Origin of the sequence: Pseudomonas granadensis (genome assembly GCF_900105485.1) — a bacterium.
Classification (GTDB): domain Bacteria; phylum Pseudomonadota; class Gammaproteobacteria; order Pseudomonadales; family Pseudomonadaceae; genus Aquipseudomonas; species Aquipseudomonas granadensis.
The window spans coordinates 762332-776642 of record NZ_LT629778.1 but is presented as its reverse complement, the minus strand read 5'-3'; the positions used below and the strand labels follow the sequence as shown (position 1 = coordinate 776642).

The window sequence follows — 14311 nt, the reverse complement described above, 5'->3', positions numbered from 1 at the left end:
AGGGGGAACGCATTCCAAATGTAGGAGTGAGCCTGCTCGCGATAGCGGTTTATCAGTCGCCGTAAATATCCGACTTGAAATACTTCTCGGAAATCTTCTGATACTCGCCGCTCGCACGAATGCCATCGATGGCTCCGTTCAACTGGCTGACCAGTTCCGAGTTGCCTTTGCGCACCGCAATCCCCGCGCCTTCGCCGACATACTTCGGATCCTTCAGCTCCGGCCCGACAAACGCATAGCCCTTGCCGCGTGGCATCGACAGAAAGTCATTCAGCGGAATGGTGTCGGCAAAAATCGCGTCGAGCCGCCCTGCCGCGAGATCCATGTAGATCTCTTCGTTGTTGCTGTAGCGCTTGACGTTGACGCCCTTGGGCTCGAACACCTCGCTGGCGAACCGATCAGTCGTGGTCGCACGCTGTACACCAACGTTCTTGCCCTTGAGGCTGGCGTAATGATCATCGACGCTAGCGCCTTCTTTCATCACCAGACGCGAAGAAGTGAAGTAATACTTGTGGGTGAAATCCACCGACTTTTTGCGATCTTCATTGATGGTCATCGACGACAGGGCCATGTCGATCTTCTTCACTTTCAACGACGGAATCAGCCCGTCGAACTCTCCCTCGACCCACACACATTTGACCTTCATCTGCGCGCAGAGGGCATTGCCGATGTCGTAGTCGAAACCGACGATTTCGCCCTTGTCGGTTTTCGAGGCGAATGGCGGGTAAGCGGCTTCAATGCCGATGCGCAGGGTTTTCTCGGCGGCGAAGCTGCTGGCGCAGGCCAACAGACTGAAGGCCAGGCCGGTGATGAGGGGGAGTTTCTTCATGTTCGTTCTCTCGCGGGGTTGTTGGCAAGAAAGCAGCTGCAAGCGGCAAGCTATAAGCGGCAAGACAGAAGCATTTTTTGTACTTGGAAATCCATACTGGACTCAAAGGTACAAGTCGTCAATCGGGCAAGAGGAGGGATTTTTGGCGTTGCAAATGGCGTCATCGCGAGCAGGCTCACTCCTACAAGTGGAACGCATTCCAAATGTAGGAGTGAGCCTGCTCGCGATGGCTGACTAGAGGGCGACGCAGGGCTTATGTCTTCCAGCGATCTGCAGCCGCATGATCACTGTCCCGCCCCTCCACCCAACGCGGGCCGTCGCTGGTGTTTTCTTTCTTCCAGAACGGCGCGCGGGTTTTCAGGTAGTCCATGACGAAGGCGCAGGCGTCGAAGGCGGCCTGGCGATGAGCGCCGGCGGCGCCGACGAAGACGATCGGCTCGCCCGGCTCCAGCGCGCCGATGCGATGCAACACTTCCAGCTTCAGCAGCGGCCAGCGCTGTTCGGCTTCGATAGCGATCTTGCCCAGGGCTTTTTCAGTCATGCCCGGATAGTGCTCGAGAAACATCCCGGCCACGTCGAGGCCGTCGTTGAAGTCGCGTACATAACCGACAAAACTTACCACCGCACCAACGCCGACGTTGGCCGCGTGCATGGCGTTGACTTCAGCGCCTGGATCGAACGGCGTGGCTTGCACACGAATCGCCATGGCTCAGCCTCCGGTCACGGTGGGGAAAAACGCCACTTCGTCGCCGTCGGCTACCGGCTCGTCGAGCTGACAGAGATCTTCGTTGCGGGCGCACATCAGGTTCTGCTCGCGCAACACTTCGGCGCCGTCACGCTGTGCCAACAGACTGCGCACGTCATCGACCGTAGCAAAATCCCCTTCAACCTTTACCGACTCGACGCCCAGCGCTTCACGGTATCGAGCGAAAAATTTCACGGTCAGGTTCATGGCTGCTCCGCCTGAAAGTGGCCGCTCTTGCCGCCGACTTTTTCCAGCAGGCGCACGCTTTCGATGGTCATGCCGCGGTCCACGGCTTTACACATGTCGTAAATGGTCAGGGCGGCGACGCTGGCGGCGGTCAGCGCTTCCATCTCCACGCCAGTCTGCCCGGACAGCTTGCAGCGAGCGACGATGCGCACGCTGTCGTCGCCCTCTGCGCTCAGCTCGACCTTGACGCCGGTGAGCATTAGCGGATGGCACAGCGGAATCAGATCGCTGGTTTTCTTCGCCGCCTGAATCCCGGCAATGCGCGCCACGGCGAATACATCACCCTTGGGATGGCCGCCGCTGACGATCATCTGCAGGGTTTCAGGGAGCATGCGCACCAGCGCTTGGGCCGTCGCCTCACGGAACGTCACGGCTTTTTCGGTGACGTCGACCATGTTGGCGCGACCTTGGGAATCGAGATGAGTCAGCACAGGGCCTCCTTGAGGCAGCTGCAAGCGGCAAGCTACAAGCGGCAAGTGAAAGCGCAGTCCGGTTGTAGGTTCGGGAAGGTAGTATTTAAGCAGCCGAACGCCGCAAGCTACAAGCAGCAAGTGAAGTTCACTTGGCACGCTTGAAACTTGCGGCTTGCAGCTTAAAGCTTGCAGCTCAGAGGTGAGACTCTGCGTATTCAGCCAGAATCGAGCGAGGCACCCCTTGCAGGGTGATGTGCACACCGTTGGGGAAATCCTTGAAGCGTTCGGTCAGGTAGGTCAGCCCGGAACTGGTCGCGGAAAGGTATGGAGTGTCGATCTGTGCGAGGTTGCCCAGGCACACCACTTTGGAACCGGCGCCGGCACGGGTGATGATGGTTTTCATCTGGTGCGGCGTCAGGTTCTGGCATTCGTCGATCAGGATCAGGCTCTGCTGGAAGCTGCGACCGCGAATGTAGTTGAGCGATTTGAACTGCAACGGCACTTTGCTGAGGATGTAATCGACGCTGCCATGGGTGTTTTCGTCATCCATGTGCAAGGCTTCGAGGTTGTCGGTGATGGCGCCCAGCCAAGGCTCCATTTTTTCCGCTTCGGTGCCGGGCAGGAAACCGATTTCCTGGTCCAGGCCCTGCACGCTGCGCGTGGCGATGATGCGCCGGTAGCGCTTGCTGACCATGGTCTGCTCGATCGCCGCGGCCAGGGCCAGAATGGTTTTACCGGAACCGGCAGCGCCGGACAGGTTGACCAGGTGAATGTCCGGGTCAAGCAGCGCGTACAGCGCCAGGCTTTGATAGATGTCGCGTGGCTTGAGCCCCCAGGCTTCCTGATGCAACAGCGGTTCCTGATGCAAATCGAGGATCAGCAACTTGGCTTCATCGATCTCTTTGATCCAGCCGACGAAACCCTGTTCGTCGATGATGAACTCGTTGATGTGCACTGCCGGCAGGTTGTCGATCAGTTGCACTTGATGCCAGGTGCGGCCGTGATCCTGGCGGGTGTCGACCTTGCTCACGCGGTCCCAGAACGAGCCGGTCATGGTGTGGTAGCCATTGGGCAGCAGGGACACGTCATCGACCAGCTGGTCGGTGCTGTAATCCTCGGCATCGATGCCGCAGGCGCGCGCCTTGAGGCGCATGTTGATGTCTTTGGTGACCAGCACCACTGGCTTTTGCGGGTCGCGGGCGTGCAGGTCGATCAGTTGGTTGATGATTTTGTTGTCGTTCAGATGCTCGGGCAGAATCAGGTTCGATTCGGCCTGCTTGCTCATCAGAATTGACAGCAAGCCCTTCGGGCCGCCCTTGCCGCGCTGGATCGGCACGCCCAGTTCGACGTCTTCGGGAGACGCATCGCCCAGGGTCTTGTCGATCAGCCGGATGGCCTGGCGGCATTCGGCGGCAACGCTGTGGTGCCCGCTCTTGAGCTTGTCGAGCTCTTCGAGCACGGTCATCGGGATGGCAACGTGGTGTTCTTCGAAATTCAGCAGGGCGTTTGGATCGTGAATCAATACGTTGGTATCGAGTACATACAGGATTGGCTGGTTGGAGGAAGGGCTACGTCCGTGATCATCCATACTCGGTCACCTATGTCAGAGCCAGTAGACGCAATACCTGAGCGGTGCTGCGCCTCGAAGTGACTGCCGAAATCTCACCTGCGGAGATTCAAGTGACTGCAAACAAACGGGTCTTGGAAGACGCCACCTGTGTTGCAGGTTTCGGCGGTCTGTCTTCGTAATACTCCAAAACCGATGACATAAAAAAGTACTTTGACGGTTTTTTTAAGTTTATTTTGCAGAGTGACGAAAAGCCCTTGGCGGACTCACCAGACACCGCTAAAGTCGGAAGTCCGCCTGCATCGAATTCCTCTTGAAAATCGCCCTAAGCCCCATGTTTCCGGGCCCCTTGCCATTTTCATCGAAACGCGTCCTGACAGTCCTCCCAGCCAATGCCGCTTTGCGCGGTTTGCGTGATCAGCCACGGCAACGAGGTCTTCACCGCATCCTGTTTCATGTTGAAATTGATCACCCCGTGGCGCCACAACAGCATCAGGGTCAGGACTCGCTGCGCGCTCGCCGGGCCCTTGAGCCTGCCGGCGCCGTCCTGGGCGTCGATATCCCACAGGGCAACTTGCAGGCCCTGGGCATTGAAGAAGCCTTGTGCGTCGCTGCGACGCTGGCCTTCGGGCGGGCGGAACAGCGGCACGTAGTTTTCCGGCAGTTTGTTTTTCACCAGATCGGCGCTGCGCCGCACCGAGTCCTGCCAGTCCTGCCAGTGGCTGTGGGAGCGGAACTCCCAACCTTGCACGCCTACGCACTGGGTGGAAAAACTCGCTTGCAGGCTGCTGACCGAACGATCGGCCAGCCGCGCCTGAATATCCTTGCCCAATACGAAGAACGTGCCGCTCATATTGGATTTGCGCAGGTACTCGGTGAGCCAGTCGGTGTTGTCCGGCTGGACGTTGGCGGCGCTGTCGAAGGTCAGCAGAAACAGGCGATCGTGCATGTCGTCGCCGTTGCGCTCATAGTCGCCGAAACGATCGACTTCGCTGCTGGTCTGCGGGAACAGCGCGGCCTTGCGCAGCAGTTCATCCAGATATTGCAGATGGAAGATCCGGCTCGGTTCGGCCCACTTGGTGTAATAGCTGTCGTCGCTGACCACGAACTTGGCGGCTTGCTCACGCAGGGTCGGCAGGTCCTCGACGAGAAAGCAGAACGAGGCGTCCTGGTCGCAGCTTTGCTGGGCATAGTTGTAATTGGCGAGCAGGCGCTGCCAGAGACGTTGGCGCAATTGATTGACCGCGTCGATATTGACCGTGCGCAGCCCAAGGCGCTGGGCCAGCGCGGCCTCGTCGATCGACTCGGTGCCGAGCAGGCCACGGGCAAACATCAGAATTTCTGCGCGTGACGCGACGTCGAACAGCGTCGGGCTGCTGAGCTGTTCTGGCCAGGTGTTGCGGTCCAGCGTCGCCGGATCACCAGGCGCCGCGACGGCAGCGACACTCAACAGCCAAGCGGTGAATAAAAGAACAATGCGCAAGGGGACGTCTCCATAACAAAACCCGCGCGGCACTATAGCTGATGTGCACGGCTCAAGGTCGCTACCCTCACCCCAGCCCTCTCCCAGAGGGAGAGGGAGCCGACCGAGTCGTTCTTTCGATATCCGCCTACCTGAACTACCGAGTCGAACCCAAATTTGGAAACCAGCGAAGATCGGCCCCCTCTCCCTCCGGGAGAGGGCTGGGGTGAGGGTAAAGATCCACCAGCCGTCGCAAATCCCGGCCCTTGCACCGACCTATGACCCCCATAGCTGGAGTCAACCCCGCCAACCCCCTAGAATCGCCCCACGATTAAAGGAGACGACTTCATGCTGATGGTGATTTCCCCCGCCAAGACCCTCGACTACGAAACACCGCCGGCGACCCAGCGCTTTACCCAGCCGCAATACCTGGACCATTCCCAGGAACTGATCCAGCAATTGCGCGAGCTGAGCCCGGCGCAGATCAGCGAGCTGATGCACGTATCGGACAAGATCGGCGGCCTCAATGCCGCGCGTTTCGGTAGCTGGACGCCGGCCTTCACGCCAGAGAATGCCAAGCAGGCATTGCTCGCCTTCAAAGGCGACGTTTACACCGGTCTGGACGCGCAGTCTTTCAGCGAAAAAGATTTCGATTACGCGCAAAAACACCTGCGCATGCTCTCCGGCCTTTATGGCTTGCTGCGCCCCCTCGACCTGATGCAAGCCTATCGCCTGGAAATGGGCACCAAACTGGCCAACGCCCGTGGCAAAGATCTTTATGCCTTCTGGGGCACGCGTATCAGCGAATGGCTCAACGAAGCGCTGGCCGAACAAGGCGATGATGTGCTGCTCAACCTGGCATCCAACGAGTACTTCTCGGCCGTCAAACGCACCGCCCTGAACGCGCGGATCATCAATACCGAGTTCAAGGATCAGAAGAACGGCCAGTACAAGATCATCAGTTTCTACGCGAAAAAAGCCCGCGGTCTGATGAGCCGTTTCGTGATCCAGGAAAAGATCAACGATCCGGCGCAACTCAAGCACTTCGATGTGCAGGGTTATCGCTACAGCGCCGAGCAGTCGAAACCCGACAATCTGGTATTTCTGCGCGATCACGCCCCGGAATAAAGCATGCCCAATGCACGACTCTTTTCATCCAGAGTCGTGCACCTCGCACGATGTCAGAAATCCCCCGCCGTATTTCGCCAGTTTAATGGCGCCAAAAAAATACCCCTGTCTTTTCTAAGAATTCTTTCACTCGACACTCGTCAGTTTTTTCAGTAGTGGCACCTAAATTTTTTTGCAGTAGTGGCACAAAACTATCTAGCACGCTTATAGCCCCAGAACTAAAGGGCGAAATCGCTAGTGCTATCAAATTGAAAGCAGTGCCATCTTTACCAATATTTCAAAAAATTTCAGGTGGCACGATGAGCGGGCTGGAACTATGTCCAAATGCGTAGCTCATACCACCGGTAACGATTCTCGGCGAGTTTGTACGAGATAACTTACGCAGGACTGATAGCCATGTAACCAACTTGTCACAGCAACTTGACTAGATGACTAACGGGTCTGAAAACGAAACGATGGACAGGCGATACGCACCATTGATATCCCCTGCAAAACCCATGGTCGTACCCTTTAAACGTGCTCGCCTGAGCACTGAACCGCTTGATTTACAGGGATTTTCATCCCCGCATCAAGCGCGCAAGACGATTGCACAAGAGTCTTCAGAAAGAAGATCCGCTGCATAACAGGGCAAGTCATAACAATAAGGCCTGGTTGCGCACATCTTGAGTGCACTTATTTAGACACTCGAAACTTAGTATGCCTGCACACGGCATTGTGGCGCCTGTAAGCCGCACTTTCGAGTGCACTAGTGTCCGCTGAACACCATTAACTCCGGCCTCTAAGGCCTGATATATACAGAGGTAATTGCGATGCGCATCAGCATATTTGGTTTGGGTTACGTTGGCGCAGTATGTGCCGGTTGCCTGTCTGCACGGGGCCATGACGTAGTTGGCGTCGATGTTGCCAAAGACAAGATCGACATGATCAACGCCGGTAAATCGCCGATCGTTGAACCGGGTCTGGGCGAACTTCTACAACAGGGAATCCAGACCGGTCGTCTGCGCGGCACGACCAACTTCGCCGAAGCCATTCGCGACACCGACCTGTCGATGATCTGCGTCGGTACACCGAGCAAAAAGAACGGCGACCTGGAACTCAACTACATCGAAGCGGTATGCCGCGAGATCGGTTTTGTTCTGCGTGAAAAAACCACCCGTCACACCATCGTCGTGCGCAGCACCGTTCTGCCGGGCACCGTGGCTAACGTGGTGATCCCGATTCTCGAAGACTGCTCGGGCAAGAAAGCCGGCGTCGACTTCGGCGTTGCGGTCAACCCTGAGTTCCTGCGCGAATCCACTGCGATCGCCGACTACGATCAGCCACCGATGACGGTCATCGGCGAGTTCGACACCGCCTCCGGTGACGTTCTGCAATCGCTGTACGAAGAACTCGACGCACCGATCATCCGCAAGGACATCGCCGTTGCCGAAATGATCAAGTACACCTGCAACGTCTGGCACGCGACCAAAGTGACCTTCGCCAACGAGATCGGCAACATCGCCAAAGCGGTCGGCGTCGATGGCCGTGAAGTGATGGAAGTGGTCTGCCAGGACAAGACCCTCAACCTGTCTCAGTACTACATGCGCCCTGGCTTCGCTTTCGGCGGCTCGTGCCTGCCAAAAGACGTCCGCGCCCTGACCTACCGCGCCGGTTCCCTGGACGTCGAAGCGCCGCTGCTGAACTCGCTGATGCGCAGCAACGAATCGCAAGTGCAGAACGCTTTTGACATCGTTGAAAGCCATGAAAAACGCAAAGTCGCCCTGCTCGGTCTGAGCTTCAAGGCCGGCACTGACGACCTGCGCGAAAGCCCGCTGGTCGAACTGGCCGAAATGCTGATCGGCAAGGGTTACGACCTGAGCATCTACGACAGCAACGTCGAGTACGCCCGTGTTCACGGCGCGAACAAAGACTACATCGAGTCGAAAATCCCGCACGTATCGTCCCTGCTCAACTCGGACTTCGATTCGGTGATCGACAACTCCGACGTGATCATCCTCGGCAACCGCGACGAGAAATTCCGTTCGCTGGCCCAGGAAGCGCCGCAGGGCAAGCAAGTCATCGACCTGGTGGGCTTCATGTCCAAGGCCACCAGCGCCGGTAGCCGCACCGAAGGTATTTGCTGGTAACGCAGCGCCAAGCGACAAGCGTCGAGCTGCAAGTCAACGCGATTGGCTTGCAGCTTGAAGCTTGCAACTTGCGGCTTCCCTTACCTTCGGATGACGGTTATGACCAAGCTCAAACATTTTTTTCTGCAATCAGCCGGCTGGCTTTTTTATCTCAGTCTGCTGATGGGCCTGGCCTTGATGCTGCCCACGTCCACATTCGACTCCGAGTCGAAGGACTTCATTTTCCTGATTGGCGCCGTGGGTATCTGGCGCTACTCGATGGGTGCAACGCACTTTGTGCGCGGCATGATTTTTCTCTACATCGTCTACCCGCACCTGCGCCGCAAAGTGCGCAAGCTGGGCAAGGCCGCCGATCCATCGCATGTGTTCCTGATGGTCACCAGCTTCCGTATTGACGCGCTGACCACCGCGCAGGTCTACAGCTCGGTGATCCGCGAAGCCATCGATTGCGAACTGCCGACCACCATCGTCTGCTCGATCGTGGAAATGTCCGACGAACTGCTCGTCAAGGCGCTGTGGGCACGGATGAATCCGCCGGAGCGGGTCAAGCTCGACTTCGTGCGCATTCCCGGCACCGGCAAGCGCGATGGCCTGGCCTTCGGTTTCCGCGCGATCTCCCGTCACCTGCCGGATGACCGTGCCGTAGTGGCCGTGATCGACGGCGACACCGTGCTCGGCGAAGGCGTCGTGCGCAAGACCGTGCCGTGGTTCCAGCTGTTCGGCAACGTCGGCGGCCTGACCACCAACGAATTCTGCGAAGTGCGCGGCGGCTACATCATGAGCGAGTGGCACAAGCTGCGTTTCGCCCAGCGCCACATCAACATGTGCTCGATGGCTTTGTCCAAGCGCGTACTGACCATGACTGGTCGTATGTCGGTGTTCAAAGCATCCGTGGTGACCAATCCGGAATTCATCGCCGACGTTGAAAGCGACTCGCTGCAACACTGGCGTCTGGGCCGCTTCAAATTCCTGACCGGTGACGACAAGTCGAGCTGGTTCAGCCTGATGCGCCTGGGTTATGACACCTTCTACGTGCCGGACGCGGCGATCAACACCGTTGAGCATCCGCCGGAAAAGAGCTTCATCAAGGCCAGCCGCAAGCTGATGTTCCGCTGGTACGGCAACAACCTGCGCCAGAACTCGCGTGCACTGGGCCTGGGTATCCGCCGCCTCGGCGCGTTCACTTCGGTGGTGCTGTTCGACCAGCGTGTGTCGATGTGGACTTCGTTGCTCGGCCTGACCGTAGCGCTGATCGCCAGCTTCAAGTACGGCACCGCGTTCATCCTCGTGTACCTGCTGTGGATCGGCATCACCCGCCTGATCCTGACGCTGTTGCTGTCGTGTTCCGGCCACCGCATCGGCCCGGCTTACCCGGCGATTTTGTATTACAACCAGATCGTTGGCGCGCTGGTGAAGATCTACGTGTTCTTCCGCCTCGACCAACAATCGTGGACTCGCCAGCCCACTTCCCTGACCCGTGACCTCGCCAGCTTTCAACGTTGGTTCAACACCTGGTCGTCTCGGACCATGACCTTCTCCGCCGGCAGCATTTTTGTCGCCGTGCTGCTGATGATGGTCTGACCCGCTCCTATTGAATTAACAAGGAAATCGCCCCTATGAATACCGCCGTCAACGTCAACGTAGTGCATGAATCCGAAGCCCAGCGCCAGCACGCTCGCGTGAAAATCCCGGCCAAGCTGCGTTTCTTCGGCCCTGACCGGACTCCGGTCGAAGCGCGGGTATTGGACCTGTCGGCTGGCGGTCTGGCGTTCAACGCCGGGCAGATGCCGCTGACCATCGGCGAGGTGTACAAGGCGCGTCTGCAATTCGTCATCGACAACCTCGGCCTGGCCATGGACGTTGAACTGCAGGTGCGCTCCTTCGATCGCGCCACCGGCCGCGCCGGCTGCCAGTTCCAGAACCTCGAGCCGCAGGACATCTCCACCCTGCGCCACTTGATCACTTCGCACCTGGCCGGCGACATCGTCAGCATCGGCGAAGTGCTGGCGACCCTGCAGCGCGACAACTTCACCAAGGCACGCAAGAACAAGAGCAACGACACCGGCATGACCGCGTTCGGCCGTCTGAAAGCGGTGACTTTCAGCGCCGGTATTTTCGCTGTCGGTCTGGTCGCAGCCGGTTTCATCTTCAAATCGGTGTACGGCATGTACTTCGTCAGCCACGCCCAGGCCGGTCTGGTCAGCGTGCCAGGAATGAACATCACCATGCCGCGTGACGGCACCGTGCAGAGCCTGGTCAAATCCGACGGCGTTGCCGCCAAAGGCGCGCCGCTGGCGACCTTCAGCACCAGCATGCTCGACGTGCTCAAGGGTCATCTGGCCGAAGACCAACTGGCCCCGGCCAAGGTTGAAGAACTGTTCGGCAAGCAGATGACCGGCACCCTGACCTCGCCGTGCGACTGCACCGTGGCCCAGCAACTGGTCGCCGACGGTCAGTACGCGAGCAAGGGTGACGTGATCTTCCAACTGGTGCCGCGCAACACCCAGGCCACCGTTGATGCACGCTTCTCCTATCGCCAGTTCGGCGATGTGCGCCCAGGCACGCCAGTGAGCTTCCAGATCGCCGGCGAAGACAAGACCCGCACCGGCAAGATCGTCAGCAGCACCAGCTTGAAGAGCGCCGACCTGTCCTCCGACATCCGCGTGCAGATCCAGCCTGACGAGCCGCTCGACAGCAGCTTCGCCGGCCGCCCGGTGGAAGTGAACAGCGACCGTGGCCCGAACCTGAACTGGCTGATCGACAAAGCCATGGCTGCCGGTCTTTAAGTCGAGGACATGCCTGTGACTACTCCACCCATCCTGAACACACCGCGATCCCTGTGGGAGCTGGCCTGCCAGCGATTGGATCAGCGCGGTACAGCTGAAACACCGCGTCGCCTGAATCGCCAGCAGGCTGGCTCCCACAAGGGATTGATGGTGTGCTCGCTGGCCCTGGCCGTCAGCCTCGCTGGTTGCGCCGGTCTGCCCGACCAGCGTCTGGCCAACGAAGCGCTCAAACGTGGCGACACCGCCACCGCTGCGCAGAACTACCAGCAACTGGCCGACCTGGGCTACAGCGAGGCGCAAGTCGGCCTGGCTGATATCCAGGTCGACAGCCGCGACCCGGCACAAATGAAACAGGCCGAAGCGACTTACCGCGCCGCGGCCAGCGTGTCGCCACGTGCCCAGGCCCGTCTCGGTCGTCTGCTGGTGGCCAAACCGGGCTCCACCGAAGCCGAGCACCACGAAGCCGAAACCCTGCTGAAAAAAGCCGCCGCCAATGGCGAAGGCAACACGTTGATCCCGCTGGCGATGCTGTATCTGCAATACCCGCACAGCTTCCCCAACATCAACGCTCAGCAGCAGATCGATCAGTGGCGCAAGGCCGGTTACCCGGAAGCCGGTCTGGCCCAGGTGCTGCTGTATCGCACCCAAGGCACCTACGACCAGCACCTGGATGACGTGGAAAAAATCTGCAAGGCCGCGCTCAACACCACCGATATCTGCTACGTCGAACTGGCCACCGTTTACCAGAAACGTGGCCAGCCGGACCAACAGGCCGAGCTGATCAAGCAGATGCAGGCCGGTTACAGCCGTGGCACCGTCACCGCCCAGCGCGTTGACTCGGTCGCCCGCGTGCTCGCCGATTCGACCCTGGGCAAGACTGACGAGAAAACCGCGCAGTCACTGCTCGAACCGATCGCTCCGGGCTACCCGGCGGCGTGGGTCAGCCTCGCGCAACTGCTCTACGATTTCCCGGAACTGGGCGACGTCGATCAGATGATGAAGTACCTGGACAACGGCCGCGCCGCCGACCAGCCACGCGCCGAGCTTTTGCTGGGCAAGGTCTACTACGAAGGCAAACTGGTCCCGGCCGACGCGAAAGTCGCCGAGGAACATTTCCAGAAAGCCGTGGGCCGTGAAGTCGCCGCCGATTACTACCTCGGCCAGATCTATCGCCGTGGCTACCTGGGCAAGGTCTATCCGCAGAAGGCCCTCGACCATTTGCTGACTGCTGCGCGCAACGGCCAGAACAGCGCCGACTTCGCCATTGCCCAACTGTTTTCCCAAGGCAAAGGCACCAAGCCCGACCCACTGAACGCCTACGTCTTCAGCCAATTGGCCAAGGCGCAAAACACTCCGCAAGCCGCTGAGCTGGCAGCGACCCTCGAGGCGCAATTGCCGCCCGAGCGTCTGCCTGAAGCTCGCCGCCTGCTGCAACAAGAGCAAGCCAGCCGTGGCTCGCTGAACCCGAACACGCTGCAACTGCACGCCCTGCAAGAAGAAGACGGCGAGGAAAAACTATGAAGCTGAACCCATTCGTGAAGGCCGGCATTGGCCTCACTTTCGCGCTGATCTGGTCTTGCCCGACACTGGCCGCGATGACTGAAAGCAAGAACTTCGGCCTGGAAGTGAAACTCACCGGCCAATCAGAAGACGACCGCGACCTCGGCACCGCCCGTGGCGGCGACGTCAACGGTGTCGGCCTTGATCTGCGTCCGTGGATCTACGGCGAAAGCGGCGCGTGGAGCGCCTACGCCATGGGCCAGGCTGTGACCTCGACCGACATCATCGAGACCGACACCCTGCAACAATCCGACGGTGCACAAACCACCGACAGCGGTGATCGCGAAACCAAGAAAAACTACCTGGCGATGCGCGAATTCTGGGTCGGCTACAGCGGCTTCACGCCCTACCCTGGCGAAATTCTGAAGTTCGGTCGTCAGCGTCTGCGCAATGACGACGGCCAATGGCGCGACACCAACATCGAAGCGCTGAACTGGACCTTCGACACCACCCTGCTGCGTGCCAACGCCGGTGTGGCCGAGCGCTTCAGCGAATACCGCACCGACTTGAAAGAGCTCGCGCCCAAAGACAAGGATCGCCTGCACGCCTACGCCGACGCGGCGTATCAGTGGACGCCGGGCCAGTGGGTCGGCATTCGCGGTCACCACACACACGATGACGGCAAGCTCGATTACGCCGAACCGGGTGTAGCGCGTGATTCGCTGGACAAGACCGAAAACGGCGACATCAGCTGGATCGGCCTGACCGCTGACAGCGACGCCTACAACTGGCGCAACACCAACACCGTCAACTACTGGGGCAGCATCACCGGCATGAGCGGCGACCGTGACACGGTCAACGCGCTGAACGCCGATGGCAGCCGCCCTGCACAAGCCAAGCGCAGCGATGACATCAGCGGCTGGGCGGCCGATGTCGGCGTGCGTCTGCGCCTCGATCCGCAGTGGCAAGTCGGCGGTGCCTATGCCCGCGCCAGCGCCGATTACGAGCAGAACGGTCTGGAGAGCAACCGCTCCAACTACACCGGTACTCGTTCGCGCGTACACCGTTTCGGTGAAGCGTTCCGCGGCGAAATGAACAACATGCAGACCGCGACCCTGTTCGGTTCGTGGATGGTCAACGACGAATACGACGCCAGCCTGATCTACCACAAGTTCTGGCGTGTCGACGGCAACAAGCCGGTGGGCAGCAACGGCATCAACGCCGTGGAAAACAACACCGACGACGTCACCGGCGCGATCCTTTCCAGCACCTCGCTGCCGCTTGAAGACGGCAACAAGGACCTGGGTCAGGAGATGGACCTGGTCGTCACCAAATACTTCAAGCAAGGCCTGTTGCCGGCGGCGCTGAGCCAGTCGATCGACGAACCTTCGGCGCTGGTGCGCTTCCGTGGCGGTGTGTTCAAGCCGGGTGATGCCTATGGCAGCCAGGTCGATTCGTACATGCACCGCGCATTCATCGACGTGATCTGGCGCTTCTGATGCAAACCGC

The 14311-nt window shown here is 59.3% G+C and carries 12 protein-coding genes; 6 read left to right on the top strand and 6 right to left on the bottom strand.

Features of this window, described 5'->3' with window-relative positions:
* Window positions 1-52 precede the first annotated feature (52 nt).
* The 6 genes from BLU52_RS03290 to BLU52_RS03265 all read right to left on the bottom strand — a co-directional run bounded on the left by BLU52_RS03290 (window position 53) and on the right by BLU52_RS03265 (window position 5283).
* Window positions 53-829 carry an ABC transporter substrate-binding protein gene (locus tag BLU52_RS03290; RefSeq protein ID WP_090281870.1) on the bottom strand — a complete coding sequence of 259 codons (777 nt, stop codon included), beginning with the start codon at window positions 827-829 and terminating at the stop codon, window positions 53-55.
* 253 nt (window positions 830-1082) lie between these two features.
* Window positions 1083-1535 carry a molybdopterin synthase catalytic subunit MoaE gene (gene moaE / locus BLU52_RS03285; protein WP_090281869.1) on the bottom strand — a complete coding sequence of 151 codons (453 nt, stop codon included), beginning with the start codon at window positions 1533-1535 and terminating at the stop codon, window positions 1083-1085.
* A gap of 3 nt (window positions 1536-1538) precedes the next feature.
* Window positions 1539-1781 carry a MoaD/ThiS family protein gene (locus BLU52_RS03280; RefSeq protein ID WP_090281868.1) on the bottom strand — a complete coding sequence of 81 codons (243 nt, stop codon included), beginning with the start codon at window positions 1779-1781 and terminating at the stop codon, window positions 1539-1541.
* Window positions 1778-2251 carry a cyclic pyranopterin monophosphate synthase MoaC gene (moaC, locus tag BLU52_RS03275; RefSeq protein ID WP_007972660.1) on the bottom strand — a complete coding sequence of 158 codons (474 nt, stop codon included), beginning with the start codon at window positions 2249-2251 and terminating at the stop codon, window positions 1778-1780. The genes BLU52_RS03280 and moaC overlap by 4 nt, the downstream gene beginning before the upstream one ends.
* Before the next feature lie 175 nt (window positions 2252-2426).
* Window positions 2427-3821: a PhoH family protein gene (locus tag BLU52_RS03270; RefSeq protein WP_090281867.1), complete on the bottom strand. Its 1395-nt coding sequence runs from the start codon at window positions 3819-3821 to the stop codon at window positions 2427-2429.
* Between the two features lie 337 nt (window positions 3822-4158).
* Entirely contained in the window at window positions 4159-5283 is a 1125-nt protein-coding gene (locus BLU52_RS03265; RefSeq protein ID WP_090281866.1) for a polysaccharide deacetylase family protein, read from the bottom strand.
* A 327-nt stretch (window positions 5284-5610) separates the two neighbouring features.
* On the opposite strand from BLU52_RS03265, the gene yaaA reads away from it, so the two are divergent.
* From yaaA to BLU52_RS03235, 6 genes are all read left to right on the top strand, one after another.
* On the top strand, window positions 5611-6390 hold the full coding sequence (gene yaaA / locus BLU52_RS03260; protein ID WP_090281865.1) for a peroxide stress protein YaaA: 780 nt from the start codon (window positions 5611-5613) through the stop codon (window positions 6388-6390).
* Window positions 6391-7199: 809 nt separating this feature from the next.
* On the top strand, window positions 7200-8516 hold the full coding sequence (locus BLU52_RS03255) for a nucleotide sugar dehydrogenase (RefSeq protein ID WP_016771595.1): 1317 nt from the start codon (window positions 7200-7202) through the stop codon (window positions 8514-8516).
* Between the two features lie 99 nt (window positions 8517-8615).
* Window positions 8616-10097 carry a mannuronan synthase gene (gene alg8 / locus BLU52_RS03250; protein ID WP_162098720.1) on the top strand — a complete coding sequence of 494 codons (1482 nt, stop codon included), beginning with the start codon at window positions 8616-8618 and terminating at the stop codon, window positions 10095-10097.
* 35 nt (window positions 10098-10132) lie between these two features.
* Window positions 10133-11302: an alginate biosynthesis protein Alg44 gene (locus BLU52_RS03245; RefSeq protein ID WP_090281864.1), complete on the top strand. Its 1170-nt coding sequence runs from the start codon at window positions 10133-10135 to the stop codon at window positions 11300-11302.
* A gap of 15 nt (window positions 11303-11317) precedes the next feature.
* Window positions 11318-12823, top strand: a complete 1506-nt coding sequence (gene algK / locus BLU52_RS03240) for an alginate biosynthesis TPR repeat lipoprotein AlgK (protein WP_197677952.1) — start codon at window positions 11318-11320, stop codon at window positions 12821-12823.
* Entirely contained in the window at window positions 12820-14301 is a 1482-nt protein-coding gene (locus tag BLU52_RS03235) for an alginate export family protein (RefSeq protein WP_090281862.1), read from the top strand. The genes algK and BLU52_RS03235 overlap by 4 nt, the downstream gene beginning before the upstream one ends.
* The last annotated feature ends 10 nt before the right edge of the window (window positions 14302-14311 follow it).

Excerpts from the sequence above, each read along its gene's own strand:
- BLU52_RS03290 (WP_090281870.1), bottom strand. The coding sequence starts at position 829 with ATGAAGAAACTCCCCCTCATCACCGGCCTGGCCTTCAGTCTGTTGGCC.
- moaE (WP_090281869.1), bottom strand. The coding sequence starts at position 1,535 with ATGGCGATTCGTGTGCAAGCCACGCCGTTCGATCCAGGCGCTGAAGTC.
- BLU52_RS03280 (WP_090281868.1), bottom strand. The coding sequence starts at position 1,781 with ATGAACCTGACCGTGAAATTTTTCGCTCGATACCGTGAAGCGCTGGGC.
- BLU52_RS03270 (WP_090281867.1), bottom strand. The coding sequence starts at position 3,821 with ATGGATGATCACGGACGTAGCCCTTCCTCCAACCAGCCAATCCTGTAT.
- yaaA (WP_090281865.1), top strand. The coding sequence starts at position 5,611 with ATGCTGATGGTGATTTCCCCCGCCAAGACCCTCGACTACGAAACACCG.
- BLU52_RS03255 (WP_016771595.1), top strand. The coding sequence starts at position 7,200 with ATGCGCATCAGCATATTTGGTTTGGGTTACGTTGGCGCAGTATGTGCC.
- alg8 (WP_162098720.1), top strand. The coding sequence starts at position 8,616 with ATGACCAAGCTCAAACATTTTTTTCTGCAATCAGCCGGCTGGCTTTTT.
- BLU52_RS03245 (WP_090281864.1), top strand. The coding sequence starts at position 10,133 with ATGAATACCGCCGTCAACGTCAACGTAGTGCATGAATCCGAAGCCCAG.
- BLU52_RS03235 (WP_090281862.1), top strand. The coding sequence starts at position 12,820 with ATGAAGCTGAACCCATTCGTGAAGGCCGGCATTGGCCTCACTTTCGCG.